This window comes from Alteromonas sp. ABV2_168, from assembly GCF_056161165.1.
In genome coordinates this window covers 290,294-306,193 of the sequence record NZ_JBSWYQ010000004.1, presented here as the reverse complement: position 1 = coordinate 306,193, position 15,900 = coordinate 290,294, and the positions used below count along the sequence as shown (strand labels likewise).

At 48.2% G+C, this 15,900-nt stretch carries 13 protein-coding genes; 6 read left to right on the top strand and 7 right to left on the bottom strand.

Going from position 1 to position 15,900, the window contains the following annotated elements; genetic code table 11:
• Nucleotides 1-82 precede the first annotated feature (82 nt).
• Both ACXAH4_RS09035 and folX read right to left on the bottom strand, forming a co-directional pair.
• Nucleotides 83-979, bottom strand: coding sequence for a TIGR01777 family oxidoreductase (locus ACXAH4_RS09035; RefSeq protein ID WP_474881579.1), 897 nt, complete (start codon nucleotides 977-979; stop codon nucleotides 83-85).
• 10 nt (nucleotides 980-989) lie between these two features.
• Complete coding sequence (gene folX / locus ACXAH4_RS09030) at nucleotides 990-1,355, bottom strand: dihydroneopterin triphosphate 2'-epimerase (protein WP_119500882.1); 366 nt, start codon at nucleotides 1,353-1,355, stop codon at nucleotides 990-992.
• A gap of 82 nt (nucleotides 1,356-1,437) precedes the next feature.
• Here folX and ACXAH4_RS09025 point away from each other — a divergent pair, with 82 nt between their 5' ends.
• The gene (locus tag ACXAH4_RS09025) at nucleotides 1,438-2,478 is read left to right on the top strand and encodes an AI-2E family transporter (RefSeq protein ID WP_303574643.1); all 1,041 of its coding nucleotides are present in this window, start codon (nucleotides 1,438-1,440) and stop codon (nucleotides 2,476-2,478) included.
• A gap of 15 nt (nucleotides 2,479-2,493) precedes the next feature.
• Here ACXAH4_RS09025 and ACXAH4_RS09020 read toward each other — a convergent pair whose 3' ends face one another.
• Together ACXAH4_RS09020 and fdhD are read right to left on the bottom strand one after the other, a co-directional pair.
• The gene (locus tag ACXAH4_RS09020) at nucleotides 2,494-4,767 is read right to left on the bottom strand and encodes an FdhF/YdeP family oxidoreductase (RefSeq protein ID WP_474845412.1); all 2,274 of its coding nucleotides are present in this window, start codon (nucleotides 4,765-4,767) and stop codon (nucleotides 2,494-2,496) included.
• Nucleotides 4,757-5,536, bottom strand: coding sequence for a formate dehydrogenase accessory sulfurtransferase FdhD (fdhD, locus tag ACXAH4_RS09015; RefSeq protein WP_474845414.1), 780 nt, complete (start codon nucleotides 5,534-5,536; stop codon nucleotides 4,757-4,759). Before fdhD ends, ACXAH4_RS09020 begins: the two co-directional genes overlap by 11 nt.
• Before the next feature lie 170 nt (nucleotides 5,537-5,706).
• Between fdhD and ACXAH4_RS09010 the strand changes: the two genes are divergently transcribed.
• The 5 genes from ACXAH4_RS09010 to ACXAH4_RS08990 all read left to right on the top strand — a co-directional run bounded on the left by ACXAH4_RS09010 (nucleotide 5,707) and on the right by ACXAH4_RS08990 (nucleotide 10,594).
• A complete protein-coding gene (locus ACXAH4_RS09010; RefSeq protein ID WP_474845416.1) occupies nucleotides 5,707-6,036 on the top strand; it encodes an MliC family protein in 330 nt (109 codons plus the stop codon).
• A 216-nt stretch (nucleotides 6,037-6,252) separates the two neighbouring features.
• On the top strand, nucleotides 6,253-7,845 hold the full coding sequence (locus ACXAH4_RS09005; RefSeq protein ID WP_474881578.1) for a DUF4331 domain-containing protein: 1,593 nt from the start codon (nucleotides 6,253-6,255) through the stop codon (nucleotides 7,843-7,845).
• Nucleotides 7,846-7,852: 7 nt separating this feature from the next.
• On the top strand, nucleotides 7,853-8,335 hold the full coding sequence (locus ACXAH4_RS09000) for an Ig-like domain-containing protein (RefSeq protein ID WP_474845420.1): 483 nt from the start codon (nucleotides 7,853-7,855) through the stop codon (nucleotides 8,333-8,335).
• A gap of 43 nt (nucleotides 8,336-8,378) precedes the next feature.
• A complete protein-coding gene (locus tag ACXAH4_RS08995; protein ID WP_474881576.1) occupies nucleotides 8,379-9,431 on the top strand; it encodes a tetratricopeptide repeat protein in 1,053 nt (350 codons plus the stop codon).
• 11 nt (nucleotides 9,432-9,442) lie between these two features.
• Nucleotides 9,443-10,594, top strand: a complete 1,152-nt coding sequence (locus tag ACXAH4_RS08990; RefSeq protein WP_474881574.1) for a HupE/UreJ family protein — start codon at nucleotides 9,443-9,445, stop codon at nucleotides 10,592-10,594.
• 118 nt (nucleotides 10,595-10,712) lie between these two features.
• On the opposite strand, the gene ACXAH4_RS08985 is transcribed toward ACXAH4_RS08990, so the two are convergent.
• The 3 genes from ACXAH4_RS08985 to ACXAH4_RS08975 all read right to left on the bottom strand — a co-directional run bounded on the left by ACXAH4_RS08985 (nucleotide 10,713) and on the right by ACXAH4_RS08975 (nucleotide 15,897).
• Nucleotides 10,713-13,523, bottom strand: a complete 2,811-nt coding sequence (locus ACXAH4_RS08985) for a bifunctional aconitate hydratase 2/2-methylisocitrate dehydratase (RefSeq protein ID WP_474881572.1) — start codon at nucleotides 13,521-13,523, stop codon at nucleotides 10,713-10,715.
• Nucleotides 13,524-13,900: 377 nt separating this feature from the next.
• Nucleotides 13,901-15,226: an ATP-binding protein gene (locus ACXAH4_RS08980; protein ID WP_474881571.1), complete on the bottom strand. Its 1,326-nt coding sequence runs from the start codon at nucleotides 15,224-15,226 to the stop codon at nucleotides 13,901-13,903.
• Nucleotides 15,223-15,897, bottom strand: a complete 675-nt coding sequence (locus ACXAH4_RS08975; protein ID WP_303574633.1) for a response regulator transcription factor — start codon at nucleotides 15,895-15,897, stop codon at nucleotides 15,223-15,225. The genes ACXAH4_RS08980 and ACXAH4_RS08975 overlap by 4 nt, the downstream gene beginning before the upstream one ends.
• Nucleotides 15,898-15,900 lie beyond the last annotated feature (3 nt).

The following is a 15,900-nucleotide window of genomic DNA, read 5'->3' as shown; positions in this document are numbered from 1 at the left end:
GTGTCACGAAGATGTGACAAAATGTGAATGGCACCTGTCAGCATAATTGCCAGTGACGGGCGCCGGACTCCATGGTTAAGTTTCAGGCGTATATTTGTTGCAAAGCTGCCGGCAGGGCCGGATAGCGAAAATGGAAACCACTTTCCTGCAAACGCTCAGGAATCACATGCTGGCCGGTGATGACCATATCTGCAGCTTCCCCCATCAGTATTTTCAGTACGAATGCCGGGACCATGAAGAAATCCGGCCGGTGAAGCGTTTCCGCCAGAGTTCGTGTGAAGGCCGCATTGGTCTCCGGTTCCGGAGCAGTAAGATTATAGGGCCCTGAGCAGCGGTGGTTTTCGAGGAGGTGTTCAATGGCTGTTACCATGTCATCAATGTGGATCCATGACAGGATCTGTTTGCCGCCCGCAATTTTCCCTCCTACACCCAACTTTACCGGCATTGCCATTTTGGGTAATGCTCCCCGGTCCTTATCGAGCACGACACCGGTGCGTAACAAACATACACGGGTTGCGTCAGAGGCAGCCTGCATGGCGATTTGTTCCCACCGCTGACAAACCTGGTGGGTGAATTCATCATGAACGGTATGGTTATTTTCGGAAACCGGTCTATTTCCCTGACGACCATAGTAGCCGATGGCTGAGCCGGAAATAAAAACAGACGGCGGATGTTCACAGGCTTTCATGCGGGTAACAAGCTGCTGTGTCAGATCCCAGCGACTATGGCAGATACGTTGTTTTTGTAACGGCGTCCAGCGTTTATCTGCAATAGGCTCACCGGCCAGATTAATGACGCCGTCAAACAGACAAAAATCTGCAATATCATGCAAACCTGCAATTACCTCAACATTGTCCGGCAACTGTTTGCGGGCCTGCTCCGGCGACCGGCTTAACACGGTGAATTGATATTTACATGCTGTTTTATGAATAAACCGGCTGCCAACCAGCCCGGTACCGCCTGTGACAAGTATTTTCACTGATACCTCTTTAAGGTTTGGTGCACGACAACGTCAGGGACACTGAATCGGCGAAGCGCAGCGCGTGAGGCTTATCCACTTCCACTTCTGCAAACGTTACCCACGGGTGCTCTGCTGCAACGGCAAGCACATCTGAAGTAAGTTTCTCAAGCAGAGAGAAACGGTTGTCTTCCACCAGTTTTATAATCGCTTTCGTCACCGTTTTATAATTCAGAGCATCATCCATGTTGTCAGTATTGGTGGCGTTTATTGCATCGTAATGAATCTTCGCGTTGACCACGACATCCTGTTTATTTTTTATCTCGTCGTCGTTAATACCAATATAGGTGCGCAGGCGCAGGTTTTTGATCCGGATGGTTGCCTGATTCAGCGTCATGATCTCTCTCGTTATTCTGGTTATATCTATCAGCAGTATAATTTGTTAATTTGATAACAGGAATTATCTTTAAAAGACCACTATGGAACTCAAATCTCCCACAGCCAAAGCGATGATAGTACTCGCTTGTCTGGTCGTTGTACTGGCCGGTATTAAGGCCGCCAGCGCCATCATGGTACCTTTCTTCCTGTCGGTATTTATCGCTATTGCATGCAGCCCGCTTATAAATTGGGCCAGTGCTCACCGCATTCCGCGCTGGGCATCCATTAGTTTAGTAATACTGATTATTCTGGTTTTCGGATTCCTGCTGGCAGGGCTGGTTGGCCAATCATTAACAGATTTTAAGGAAAACCTGCCCGGTTACCGTAAACAGCTGGACAGCGAGTTTGCCTGGATCATTGACCGGCTGGCGACAATGAACATTCATATTAACCGTGAGCTGTTCACTCAGCACTTTGATCCCGGTACGGCGATGTCTGTGGCAACGAATTTTCTCAGCGGAATGGGAGGCGCATTGTCTAATATGTTCCTTATCCTGCTGACGGTTATTTTTATGCTTTTCGAAGCTGACAGTATGCCTTCACGTTTACATACGGCGCTGGCAGATCCGGAAATGAAGATGAAACATGTGGACCGGTTTATAAAATCGGTGAACAGCTATCTCGCGATTAAAACCGTGGTAAGTCTGGCAACCGGGCTGATCATCGGTATCTGGTTATATATTCTGGATATCGACCACTTTCTTCTCTGGGGTGTGCTTGCGTTTCTGCTCAATTATATTCCGAATATCGGCTCAATTATCGCTGCCATTCCGGCGGTGCTGATTGCACTGGTGCAATACGGGGCGGGCACTGCAGGACTGGTTGCACTGGCATTCGTGGCGGTAAATACCGTGATGGGAAATATCGTGGAGCCCAGATTAATGGGGCGGGGGATGGGACTGTCTACCCTGGTCGTTTTCCTTTCTCTGGTATTCTGGGGGTGGCTGCTGGGCAGTGTCGGAATGTTGTTATCCGTTCCGCTGACAATGGTTGTGAAAATTGCGCTGGAATCCCGTGAGGAAAGCCAGTGGCTGGCATTACTGCTGTCCAGCAACGCAGAGAGGGATGCCAGACAGCTTTAATCAGTGAAATTACCTTTATAAGGCGATTACATTGACCGGTGTAATGATGACCGGTACCGCTTTTGAGGTCGGGGTGGCACTTTGCTGCCCCACACTGTTGAAGGGCACCAGCGGGTTCGCTTCCGGATAGTAGGCCGCAACGTTCCCCTGAGGAATGTCGTAGCTGACCGCTTTAAAGCGTGAAATTTTACGGGTGACATCGTCATCCCACACGGTCTCAACATCTATCAGACTGCCTTCACGTATATTCAGTCTGGCTAAATCCTGCGGGTTAATGAACACAATATTACGTTCACCGAAAATGCCTCTGTAACGGTCGTTCATGCCGTAAATCGTGGTGTTGTACTGGTCGTGGCTGCGCAATGTCTGCATGGTGAAAACCGGCGTATCACTGGCTGCGATTTTTGCCATCACGCCTTCGCTGAACAAATTTTCAGGTAAGGCATTGTGGTTAAACAGGGCTTTACCCTCTTTATTCCGCCATTCCCGGTTTGCTGCAGCGTTGTACAAATGAAAGCCGCCTGGTTCGGCTATCTTATCATTCATATTCTCAAACCCGGGGATAACCTTCGCGATAAGGTCGCGGATCAGGCTGTAATCGTCTTTCAGTGACAGCCAGTCTGCCGGCGTATTCTCACCCAGAGTTGCAGCGGCGATACGGCAGATGATCTCTGTTTCCGATTTAAGGTTGTTACTTTGCGGTGATGTGCTGCCGCTGGAACCGTGCACCATACTGAATGTGTCTTCTACGGTAATCACCTGATTGCCCGTGGCCTGCATGTCGATTTCTGTTCTGCCTAAACAGGGCAGCAGCAGGGCGTCCTGTTTAGCGGTAACGTGAGTGCGGTTGAGTTTAGTTGCGATGTTTACCAGCAGTTCAGCATTGCCCGCAGCAGCGGCGGTAAAGGGGGTATCTGCTGCGGCAGCCACCAGGTTCCCGCCAAGGCAAATAAGTACTTTGCTGCGCTTTTCATGCAGGGCGCTCAGCATATCAAACACACGGTGTCCGGGTTTTTCCGGCGGATTGAAGCCAAAAGTCTCATTCATGCGCTGATTAAAATCGGGTTTCGGTGCTTCCAGGATCCCCATCGTGCGGTTGCCCTGCACATTGCTGTGACCACGCACCGGACTCAGTCCTGCACCGGGTAACCCGAGGGCACCGGTGAGCAGATGCAGGGAAACAATTTCTTTGATGGTATCTACTGAGTAAAGATGCTGGGTGATACCCATCGCCCAGGTAGAAATGGTTTTGCGTGAAGCAGAAAACAGCGCTGCCAGTTCTTCGATTGTACTTTGCGACAGGCCACTTTGTTTTTCTATGCTCTGCCAGCTTGTTGCTTCAACAGCAGTTGCATACGCGTCGTAACCTGAAGTGTGGGAAGTCATAAACTCATGGTCGAGCCTGTCTTTGTGGTGCATCAGAATGGCCTTCGCCATACCTCTGGCAACGGCATAATCGCCCCCCAGTTTAGGTGAAACGTACTTACTGCTTATTTGCACAGTTTCAAGACCGAGTAACTCTGCAGGCTTTTGCGGGCTGGCAAATTTCTGTAAGCCGACTTCTTTTAAGTTGTTCACCGAAACAATGGTCGCACCCCTTTTTGACGCCGCACGTAAGGCGTTAAGCATGCGCGGATGATTGGTACCGGGGTTTTGTCCGAACACAAACAAGGTGTCAGCTTTTTCAAAATCTTTCAGGACCACCGTGCCTTTGCCTACACCTACCGACTGGTTCAGCGCAATGCCGCTGGCTTCGTGGCACATATTGGAACAATCGGGAAAATTATTCGTGCCGAATGCACGTCCGAATAATTGATAGACAAAAGAGGCTTCATTACTCGCCCGGCCGGATGTATACAACTCAAGTTCATCAGGGCTGCTTAACCCGTTGAGTTTAGCTGCAATGATGTGAAAAGCATCATCCCAGCTTACCTGTTCATAATGGTCTGTTGCTGCATTGTAACGCAGCGGTTCTGCCAGCCGACCCTGACTTTCCAGCCAGTGATCGGATTGTTTATTAAGATACGTCACACTATGTTGTCTGAAAAACTCAGCACCAATGGTCATCTCTGTCGATTCCCATGCCACCGCTTTTGCACCGTTTTCGCAAAATCTGAATGTACCGTCTTTTTCGTCTCCCCAGGCGCATCCCGGGCAGTCAAATCCCTTATGCTTATTCACCTTATACAGGTTCAGCATGTTCTGACGAACCTGCTTACTTTTAATCAGTTCGTTCACGGTGGATTTAATTGACGGTAAACCGCCTGCCTTAGTGGATTTAACTGCCATGTTGAACCTCGCGGGAGAAAAATACAGGCTGGTTGTTTCGTGGCAAAAACACCAGATTCAATTTGTGTTGCCTGGCGAAAGACACTGCCAGTGACGTGGGAGAAGAAAAGCTTATCAGTGTGGTAAAGCCTGCAATCACTGCCTTCTGGACCAGTTCAACACCACATCGGCTGGTCACAACAAGATAACCTTCTTCATGGTTTTTTATGCGTTTTCGCACAGCACCGATCACTTTATCTAATGCGTTGTGACGGCCAATATCCTCCCGTCCGAGTACGATGTCATTGCCTGAACCGTAAAGGGCGGCGTGCAGGGCGCCGGTCTTGCGGGCTTTTTCCTGCAGCTTGTCCATAGCATCTCTGAGTGAACCGAAGTCACAGGCCGGCACAGGAGCCCAGCTTACCGCAGCGTCAAGTTGCGGAAATACCTGTTCAAGGGCGGTGTGATTACAAATTCCGCAGCCTGCATTGACCCGTGTAAAACGCCGTGATTTTAGCAGGTGTTCCCGGCGGCCGGTAAGGCTGACATTGGCTTCGATGCCGGCTTCGTTGCGTACGATATGAATATCTTTAATTTCAACCGGCGCAGTAATGATTTGTTCGGTAAGAAAGTAGCCGGTAATGAAATCTTCGATATCGTCAGGGGAGATCATCATCACCACCAGACTGATGTCATTGACTGAAACCGCCAGCGGCACTTCTTCAACCAGCAGTGATTCATCGTCAGGCAGTCGATGGTTGTCAGCAGAAAGTAAATCCGGTTTTGTCATTAATGCATACAAAATGTTTAATCGGCTAAGATGAGCCATACTAGATGAAAATGCAGGACGGGCACAGTCGTATACTCAATTCGTCACCCTGTATGCATAGATAGCAAGTGTTCTGTAAGGGCTCAGGTCGGTTGCGGTCAAAACAGGGAAACTAACGTCAGGAGAAATTCGTGAAGCAAAAAGCGCTAATTCATAGCATAGCGATGTCAGCCAGTATTCTTATTCTTACCGCATGTGACAATGGCGGGAAAGAGGAAACCATCGCCGGACGCCCTTATCAATATGACTGTGGCGATGCCGGTGCGGTGATATTTCAGGTGGACGGCAACAATACAGCCATTCTGCAGATTGGAGCAAATGCCATGGTGCTGACGCCCGGTATCAGTGCCTCGGGTGCGAAATATACGGGTAACAGTGTGGTGTTCTGGAGCAAAGGTAAAAAAGCGACGCTCACCCTCAGTGATGAGGAATATCAATGTGCCCTGGTTGACGGAGAGTGAATCAGACGCTGTGATGACAAGAAAAAGTACGCAATAAGCATTTTGTTTTTTCAGTGCTGTAATAAATAAACCTGCTTTTCCAGGCAGGAACTCAATTAGTGGCTCATAATATTTACAAAGTTTTTTCAATTTTTTTCAAAAAAACTAATTTATTTGCATCTGATTAGCCTGCACTCCCGTATGGCTATATGTTCACTCACGAAAAAAGGTTAAATTATGTCCACATTCAAACCTCTCACTCTTGCTGTTTCAGCTGCGCTGGTTGCCGGTATTTCTGCTACTGCAATGGCTTCGAGTCACCGGGAGGCGCCGGCTATAACACGCGCTCCTACCGTCGATGCTACAGATTTTTACATGTTTAACAGTTACGAATCTGGCAGAGATGGGTATGTCACGTTGATAGCCAATTACATTCCGTTACAGGATGCGTACGGCGGGCCAAACTATTTTTCAATGGATCCGGATGCAGTATATGCAATTCACATTGATAACGATGGCGACGCGATGGAGGACATTACTCTCGCATTTCAGTTCAGTGCCATGCTAGCTGCGGATAATGAAGGTGTTGCTCTGCCGGTTGGTCCTGAAGGCGATCAGAAGATGATCAAAGTGCCTCTAAAAAATATCGGGCCGGTCAGTGCTGACGATCAAAGTAATGCTAACTTTTCTGAGCATTACACAATGACATGGGTTAGTGGTAACGCCCGCACCGGTGAAAGAACATCACTGACACCATCTTCAGCAGCAATGTTTTCTAAACCACTGGATTATATTGGTGATAAAACTTTCACCAGTTCAAGTGAATATGAGCGTTACGCCGGTCAGTATGTTTATGATTTCGCTGTACCGGGCTGCGATAACCCCGGCAAGGTCTTTGTTGGACAGAGAAAAGACCCGTTTGTTGTTAACCTGGGAGACACTTTTGACCTGGTCAATTATGTTCCTGTTGAAGGAGACAGTGCGCCCGGTGCAGGTGACGGAGATGGTTTTCCGGGAGGGATCACTCAAAGCGAAGATAATGATGATCTCGCTGACAAGAACGTGACCTCTATCGCTGTTGAAATTCCGGCCGCTTGTATTACCGGAGACGGCAATGGAACAGTGGGCGCATGGACTACAGCCAGCTTGCCACAGGCCAGAATCCTGAATCCAAATGCAACGTTCGAAAAGCCATCAGCTGCTGGTGGAGCGATGACACAGGTATCACGGCTTGGTAGCCCGTTAGTCAATGAACTGGTAATAGGGCTTGGCGATAAAGACAAATTTAACAGTTCACATCCGTCTGCAGACGGACAATTTGCTGATTATGTGACCAATCCGGTATTGCCTGAATTGCTTAATATCCTGTTCCGCGATGCAGTGAATACTACCCTGGGCACAGATCTGGAAACTCTCGCGCCAACTAATTTTCCGCGTAATGATTTAGTCACTGCGTTTCTCACCGGCTTTCCGGGAGTAAATCAGCAAGCTACGGTAACAGCGTCGGAAATGCTGCGTCTGAATACGGGTATTCCGGCAACACCAGCCGGTGAACAGTCAGCCTTTGGCGTTGCCGGTGATGATCTTGCCGGTTTTCCAAACGGCCGGCGTCCGGGTGATGACGTAGTTGATATCGCACTTCGCGTGGTAATGGGAGCATTATGTTATCCCATTCCGGTAAATGGTGAGTCGACTGACTTAGGTCTTTGTACTTCAGAAGATGCAAGTGTTGGAAACGTACCGTTTACCGATGGTGCTCCGGTAGACGCTTCCATGACCATGTCTGGTTTTCCTTATCTTGCAACCCCAATCTCTGGCTCAGCGGAATAAAGGAATCATGATGAAACATCTATATTTAGTCGCAGTCACAGGCATCATTCTCGGCGGCTGCAGCGATGACGATGATACCAATTATGCTCCTGAGGTAATATCAGAAGACTTTACCACCACGGTGGATACATCATTTTCTGATACGCTCACAGCATCTGACGCTAACGGCGATACGCTCGTTTATTCGTTGGAAGGATCGCCGGCCAACGGTAGTGTGGAAATCGCTGACAATGGTAGTTTTACATTCACACCAGATGCTGAATTTACCGGAGAAGACAGTTTTACGTTTACTGTCAGTGACGGTGTCAATGACCCCGTGAGCGGTACAATTGGTATTATTGTTGAAGCGGAGAACGTGATGGTCTCTACCTATGTCCGTTCCGCATTCAGTCAGCCGGCAACCGGAACCCCGCTTCCTGTAAATGGCAGGGTGTTTGAAAACGATTCAGATGATCCCGCAGCGTTCGATGATCTATTGACGGATTACTGATAACCGGGAGGCCAGGGACGGCCTGTTGTCACGGGGAAAAATATTGAAAATCTTCTTTTGCACACTAGTTGCTACCTTTGTCGTTTGGGCGGGACAAACTTCTGCAGTTCGCGCAGATATTTTCTATCCGGACGACAGAACTGTGGTAGCAAGTTGGGAAGCCGGGCCGGAAGAAAAGCCAGAGCTATCTTCGTTAAAAAAATCACTGGATGAAGCGAGATCACTTAACGGTTCAGGGTTAGCGCTTCGACGCATAATTCGTTTAACAAATGCAGTAATAAGCTCAGGAAACTTTGAGCCGGAAATGTTGTTGTTTAAGGCAAGATTACAGCAACACCAACATGCTTTCATTGATGCTGCTTCAACAATCAGGCAGTACACTGATAAATACGGAAAAACACCTTCTGCGCAGTTATTGCAAGCGACCATTGCAATCAATCTCGGAAAATCTGATGAGGCTGAAGCTGCCTGCCGGTCTCTTGCCGGAACCGGAGAACCTGCCTTGTCTGCAATTTGTTTACTGGATATACGCTCGCAGCAATCTCCCGATTTAGATGATTACAAAAAGCTTGAACAGTTACATCAATATTCCGGTGTGGCCACATCCGCACCACTTGATGGATGGCTCAGAGAAATTCTGGCTTCTTTGGCGCTTGAACTTAACCGCCCGGAAGAGGCCAGTGCATGGCTTGATAACGTCGATTTTAATCAGGTTCCGTTGAGTCGTGTTGCGCTTTGGGCTGATATTCAGCTTGCCCTGGGTCAACCGGATAGAGTTCTCAACACGCTATCACCCATTATTAATGATCCGGATAATGTAGATGATGCCATTATGCTCAGACTTGCGCAGGCAGAAAAACTAAGTAAAAACGGAACGCTGTGGACGCAAGCTATGGCACAGCGTGTGGCTATGCGCGCCTGGCGTGACGATGGCGTTCATGCGGCGCAACTTGCACGATATTATCTTGATATTCAACCTGATCCCCTGAAAGCTCTGAAGTATGCGCGTCTGAATTGGGAGCACGGGAAAACCCGGGCCGATAAGATACTATTGGAACGCGCCGTTGACAGCCAGAATGAATCAGAAGAAAAATAACCGGAGCAGGCATGTTTTTGTTGTCGTTTTATCGCGCTAGTGATTATGTTACCAACCGTGCATTCGGGTTGATGATTTTGTCATTCCTGATGATAACCGTTCCGGAGGGGGTGAAAGCCCATGAACTCAGCAACGGATATATTACTTTGAACGGAGACAATACGCAGAAGTTTAGCGGGCGACTTTCTCTTATGCCATATGATCTCGAGATTGAGATGAAACTGGATGAGAATTTTGATGGCAAACTCGTCTGGCATGAAGTAAAAGAAGCTCAACCTGATCTGCATGCCTACGCAGCTGCTGTTTTGCAATTTACTCAGGGTAGTGCAGCCTGTTCGCCGGTATTTCATGAAGTAGCAATGGAATTAATATCTGGCGAAGCCCTGATAGCTATTCCATTCACAATCGACTGCCCCTACGACACCGATGTTTCAGTGGATTATCAGGGGATATTTGAGCAGGATGACACTCATCAAACATTGTTCAGTGCGGCTATAGGTGGAGAGAGTCATACTGCTGTGTTTACGAATGAACACAGGCAAGTGACACTGTCAGCTGCGTCCGGCGCTTCCGTGTGGCAAACCATCACTACTTTTGTGTATCAGGGTATTATTCATATCTGGATTGGTATTGACCATATTTTGTTTCTGTTAGCTACTTTGCTGACTGTTAATCTGGTAAGAAAAAACAATCAATGGCAGGGCGAATTGAGTAAAGGTAAAGTACTTAAATCTACGTTCTGGCTTGTAACTGCATTTACCGTTGCCCATTCTGTTACGTTGACAACGACTGCCCTTGGCTGGTATCACCCTCCCGGTCGCTGGGTGGAATTTGGTATTGCAATATCAGTGATGCTGACGGCAATCAATAACATCTGGCCTGTTATACACCGGCTGGCTATTGTTACATTCGCTTTCGGATTAATTCACGGGATGGGCTTCGCAAGTGTGTTCGGGGAACTGCAAGCTGATGCACAGAGTCCTTTGCTAGCTATTGCTTTATTTAATATTGGTGTAGAGCTCGGTCAACTCGTCGTCGTATTATTATTGCTGCCATTGCTTCTGGCATTAAGACATATGCGATTGTATGCTTCTGCTGTCATGCCTTTAGCTTCATCAGCTATTGCTCTGATTGCGCTCAACTGGGCAGTTCAGCGGTTTTGAGTTTTGTTAATACCTGTCACTCCCACGGGCTGAAGCTCTGCTAAAACCTGAAACAGAGCATCCTGAAAAAAAGCCCCGACAAAGTCGGGGCCTTCTAAATAGTATTAAGAACCGCTAATTAAACGTTCTTAACTGCTACGTCTGCTTCAAACTTAGGCTTAACAGCCAGGTCTTCTGAAGGCGGAGCAAACTTGGTCAGGTCGATGCCTGCAACAGCCTGCTTGTACTCTTCAGTAGTCGGGAAGCGACCCAGTACTGTAGACAGTACTACCAGCGGCGTTGAGCCCAGCAGTGATTCGCCTTTCTTTTCGCTCGTATCAGCAACAACACGGCCCTGGAACAAACGGGTAGAAGTAGCAATTACAGTGTCACCAGGTTCAGCTTTTTCCTGGTTACCCATACACAGGTTACATCCAGGGCGCTCCAGGTACAGAATGTTGTCGTACTTAGTACGTGCAGCTTCTTTTGGCTTAGCATCGTCAAACTGGAAGCCAGCGTATTTCGCCAGAATTTCCCAGTCGCCTTCAGCTTTCAGCTCATCAACAATGTTGTACGTAGGTGGAGCAACAACCAGTGGCGCTTTAAAGCTAACCGAACCGTTCAGTTTTTCCAGGTTACGCAGCATTTGGGCAATGATTTGCATGTCGCCTTTGTGAACCATACAAGAACCTACGAAGCCCAGGTCAACTGGCTTACCGTCATAGTAAGAAACCGGACGGATAACATCGTGGGTATAACGCTTAGAAACGTCTTCGTTGTTTACGTCCGGGTCAGCAATCATTGGCTCGTCGATTTGGTCCAGGTCAACAACCACTTCTGCAAAGTATTTTGCGTTGTCATCCGGTGCAAGCGCTGGCTCTTCACCAGACTTGATTTCAGCGATACGCTTGTCTGCCAGGTCGATAAGGCCTTGCAGCATGTTAGCGTCGTTATCCATACCTTTGTTGATCATGATCTGGATACGGCTCTTCGCCAGTTCCAGTGATGCAATCATGGTCTCGTTGTCAGAGATACAGATTGAAGCTTTCGCTTTCATCTCAGCAGTCCAGTCAGTGAACGTAAATGCCTGGTCAGCCAGCAGCGTACCGATTTGAACTTCGATAACACGGCCCTGGAACACGTTTTCACCAGCGAATTGCTTCAGCATTTGTGCCTGTGTAGCGTGAACAACATCACGGAAGTCCATGTGCTCTTTCATGCTACCTTTAAAGGTCACTTTCACAGACTCAGGAATAGGCATTGCCGCTTCACCTGTTGCCAGTGCCAGTGCTACCGTACCGGAGTCAGCACCGAATGCCACACCTTTTGACATACGGGTGTGCGAGTCACCACCAATGATAATTGCGCGGTCGTCTACAGTGATGTCGTTAAGCACTTTGTGAATAACGTCAGTCATTGAGTGGTAAACGCCTTTAGGATCACGGGCAGTGATAACTCCAAAATTGTTCATGAAAGACATCAGCTTAGGAATGTTAGCCTGCGCTTTCTTATCCCAAACTGACGCAGTGTGACAGCCAGACTGGTATGCACCATCAACAATTGGAGAGATGGTTGAAGCCGCCATGGATTCCAGTTCCTGACAAGTCATCGGGCCTGTAGTGTCTTGAGAACCTACAATGTTTACCTTCACACGTACGTCTGAACCAGCATGTAATGGAGAGTCAGAGTTCACACCGACTGCATTACGGTTGAAGATTTTCTCAACAGCAGTCAGGCCCTGGCCTTCGTGTGATACTTCTTTAGACGGCGCGTAAACGTCTGGTGCAGTTACACCCAGCGTTTCAGCTGCGAAAGTTTGCAGTTGCTTACCGAAAACTACAGCGTATGAACCGCCGGCTTTCATGAATTCAACTTTTTGTGGCGTAAACGCGTCAGCAACGTCAGCCAGTTCTTCAGAACCGTTGAACAGTTTCTTCGCTTTGGTGTCGATGGTCAGTACGGTACCGGTAGCAACAGAGTACGCTTCTTCCAGTACCGGGTCGCCATTTGCATCGCGAATCACTTCACCATTTTCGTCAGTTTTCTTAACCCAGTTTTTCAGGTCCAGACCAATACCGCCGGTTACACCAACGGTTGTCAGGAAGATAGGAGCGATACCGTTAGTACCGGCAACAACAGGGGCTTTGTTTACGAAAGGAATGTAAGGGCTGGTAGGCTCACCGGCCCACAGTGCCACGTTGTTCACACCAGACATACGAGAAGAACCTACACCCATGGTGCCTTTTTCTGCAATCAGCATGACTTTAGCGTCAGGGTGTTTTTTGCCCAGCTCGACGATTTCCTGTTGTGCTTCAGGCGTAATCATACATTGGCCGTGCAGTTCACGGTCGGCACGGGAGTGCGCCTGGTTGCCCGGAGAAAGCAGGTCAGTAGAGATATCACCTTCAGCAGCGATATAAGTAACAACTTCAATTTTTTCTGGTACATCTGGAAGCTTGGTGAAGAATTCTGCTTTCGCGTAGCTTTCCAGAATATCTTTGACGATTGGGTTGCCTGCTTTATAAGCCGCTTCCAGACGCCCGGTGTCTGCATCGTACAGATAAACCTGTGTTTTCAGAACTTCTGCAGCAGGTTTGGCAACTGCTTCGTTATCAGATAACGCCAGGTCCAGTAATACTTCTACAGAAGGGCCACCTTTCATGTGAGAAAGCAGTTCAAGTGCAAACTCAGGTGTGATTTCTTCTACTTTTTCTTCGCCAAGAACAATTTCTTTCAGGAATTGTGCTTTAACACCAGCCGCGCTCGTGGTGCCGGGCAGGGTGTTATAGATAAAGAATTTTAAAGAGTCTTCACGGTGCTCATTTGCTGTGTCTTTAATTTGAGCAATGATTTCTGACAGCAGATCAGCACTGTCTATTGGCTTCGGGTTAAGACCTAGTTCCGTTTTACGGGTTTCGATCTCTGCCAGATATTCTGAATACAAACTCATAATTTTCTCTCGGTCTTGGTTCACTCGGGCGTAGAATTAAGACGGTCTTAGCTATACGCGTATAAAAATGAGGGACATATTAACTGATTTTTAGTGATTACGTAATGACAGAAAGTGACCCGGGGCTGTCATGCAACATGCTTATGTAAAACAGATGTTGCATGTCGATTTTTGGTTTCTTTGTTAATGATTTGCGATTTATAAATTAATTATAAAAATCATTAGTTTATAGAGTTCAGATAAATGTGATTTACGGTGACGCGTCAGATTGGTTTTACCAATTAGGATAAATTATAGTGTTACATTTATGGTAAGCATTCATGAGGGTTATGGTTGTACCAGATTGAAAAGTAAACATAACGCACAACAAACTGTAATTACACAGGAAATGACAATGTAACTGCTGCGCCGCCCAGTGTACTGTCTGCAATATCCAGCCTGCCTTCATAAATAGCAACGAGATCGGCAACGACAGCCATGCCAATCCCCTGACCTTCCGCATAGGTGTCCAGACGCTCGCCCCGTTCAAGCAGCGCGTCTTTCTGATCCGGGGGGATGCCCGGCCCGTCATCTTCTATACGGATATGACTCCAGCCCTCTTCCTGCTCAAGGGTGAGAAGTACGGTTGTGCTGGCTGCTTTACAGGCGTTATCTAAAAGGTTACCCATCATTTCCATCAAATCTGTTTCATCGCCCTTGAACTGGCAATTGGTATCACCTGCCATGTTTATGCTAAGTGAACGATCACGATGCACTTTTTCCATTGCATTAAGTAGTTTTCGCGCCAGCGGCGCTACCGTGACACTGGCTTGCCAGCCGGCTTTGGCTGCTGCAGCCCGTTTGAGCTGGCGTTGGATGATATTGTTGATTTGCGTAAGTGAGTCATGGGCATCATCGGGAAGATTATTGGTGCCCATAGCAACAGCCAGCGGCGTTTTCAGGCTGTGAGCCAAATCACCCAGACTATTCTTATAGCGACTGCGTTGCTGGGCTTCTGCTTCAAGCAGCCGGTTAATGCTGTTTTTCAGCGGGGTAAACTCTTTCGGATAACGGCGGGTGAGTGCACCCTGGCGTCCGCTGGCTGTCAGCCGTATTTCATTAATCAGTTCCCGCACAGGATTCAGCACGAAAGTAATGCCCGCGATAATCAATGCAAGGAGTCCGGTAGCGAGCAGGAGCAACCATTTCCACAATGTACCGGTGAATGCGTCACGCTCAAGATTGAATTCCTGACGGCTGTTCATAATGTAAAAATGAACCGGTTCGAAGCTGTCGGCGGCCGCGAATTCTGCTGTAAAAGCATAGCTGAAATAGCTGCCGGTGTTACTGAGTGCCCCCCGGTCTTCGGTGATAAATTCTTCATCGCCGGTTGCTGGAGCGGGAAGGGTAGCGATCACCTCATTGTGCAACGCTGAAGCCGATTTCCAGACCACTTTATTGCGGAAAACGATAATGCCTATGTAGCCTGAATCCGGCAAATTAAGCTGCTCTTCGTACAACAGTTCCGGCATGTAAGGCACATCACCGTCCAGTTCAAAGGCAGAGACCAGTGCCAGGTTCATCAGCTTTAATTCGTTGTGCTTCGCCTGGGTGAGACTTTCCGTATAGGCTTTGTCCAGTGTCAGCACGGTCACCGGAATAAAAATAGCCAGCGCAAGCAGTGCCAGAAGAGCACTGCGAAGACGAAGAGACAGACGGGTCATAGATCTCTGTTCAGGCGGTAGCCGCGGCCACGAAGTGTTTCAATAGGTTTCAGTGTGCCGTCAGGATCGAGTTTTTTCCGCAGACGTCCTACAAATACCTCAATCACGTTACTGTCTAAATCGAAGTCCTGATCGTAAATGTGTTCTGTCAGTTCTGTTTTCGACACAATCTTCTGCGGATTCAGCATCAGGTATTCCATGACCTTGTACTCGTACGCCGTGAGGTCCAGGCGGACGTCGTTCAGAGTAATTTCTTCGGCAACTGTGTCCAGGCATACCGGACCAAACTGAATAGACGGATTTGCCTGACCGGAAGCGCGGCGGATCAAAGCTTTTACTCTGGCCAGTAACTCTTCATTGTGAAATGGCTTGGTGAGGTAGTCATCAGCACCGGCATCCAGACCTTCTACTTTTTCCTGCCAGCGATCTCTGGCGGTCAGGATCAGCACCGGTGTGCGCACATCATTCTGACGGGCTTTACGGATCACGTCGAATCCGTCAATACCCGGCAGACCAATATCAATGACAGCTAAATCGTAATTGTATTCCTGAAGCTGATATAAGGCGTTGTTACCATTGTCTGCGAGGTCCACGCTGTAGCCGTTTTGCTGTAGCAAAGCATCTAACTGGGTTAGCAGACGACTGTCGTCTTCGGCAATTAATAAGCGCATTTG

What these genes read in the sequence shown, in the direction of transcription:
- ACXAH4_RS08990 (WP_474881574.1), top strand. Translation starts at nt 9,443, where the DNA reads ATGTTTTTGTTGTCGTTTTATCGCGCTAGTGATTATGTTACCAACCGT.
- ACXAH4_RS09005 (WP_474881578.1), top strand. Translation starts at nt 6,253, where the DNA reads ATGTCCACATTCAAACCTCTCACTCTTGCTGTTTCAGCTGCGCTGGTT.
- ACXAH4_RS08975 (WP_303574633.1), bottom strand. Translation starts at nt 15,897, where the DNA reads ATGCGCTTATTAATTGCCGAAGACGACAGTCGTCTGCTAACCCAGTTA.
- ACXAH4_RS08985 (WP_474881572.1), bottom strand. Translation starts at nt 13,523, where the DNA reads ATGAGTTTGTATTCAGAATATCTGGCAGAGATCGAAACCCGTAAAACG.
- fdhD (WP_474845414.1), bottom strand. Translation starts at nt 5,536, where the DNA reads ATGACAAAACCGGATTTACTTTCTGCTGACAACCATCGACTGCCTGAC.
- ACXAH4_RS08980 (WP_474881571.1), bottom strand. Translation starts at nt 15,226, where the DNA reads ATGACCCGTCTGTCTCTTCGTCTTCGCAGTGCTCTTCTGGCACTGCTT.
- ACXAH4_RS09025 (WP_303574643.1), top strand. Translation starts at nt 1,438, where the DNA reads ATGGAACTCAAATCTCCCACAGCCAAAGCGATGATAGTACTCGCTTGT.
- ACXAH4_RS09020 (WP_474845412.1), bottom strand. Translation starts at nt 4,767, where the DNA reads ATGGCAGTTAAATCCACTAAGGCAGGCGGTTTACCGTCAATTAAATCC.
- ACXAH4_RS09000 (WP_474845420.1), top strand. Translation starts at nt 7,853, where the DNA reads ATGATGAAACATCTATATTTAGTCGCAGTCACAGGCATCATTCTCGGC.
- folX (WP_119500882.1), bottom strand. Translation starts at nt 1,355, where the DNA reads ATGACGCTGAATCAGGCAACCATCCGGATCAAAAACCTGCGCCTGCGC.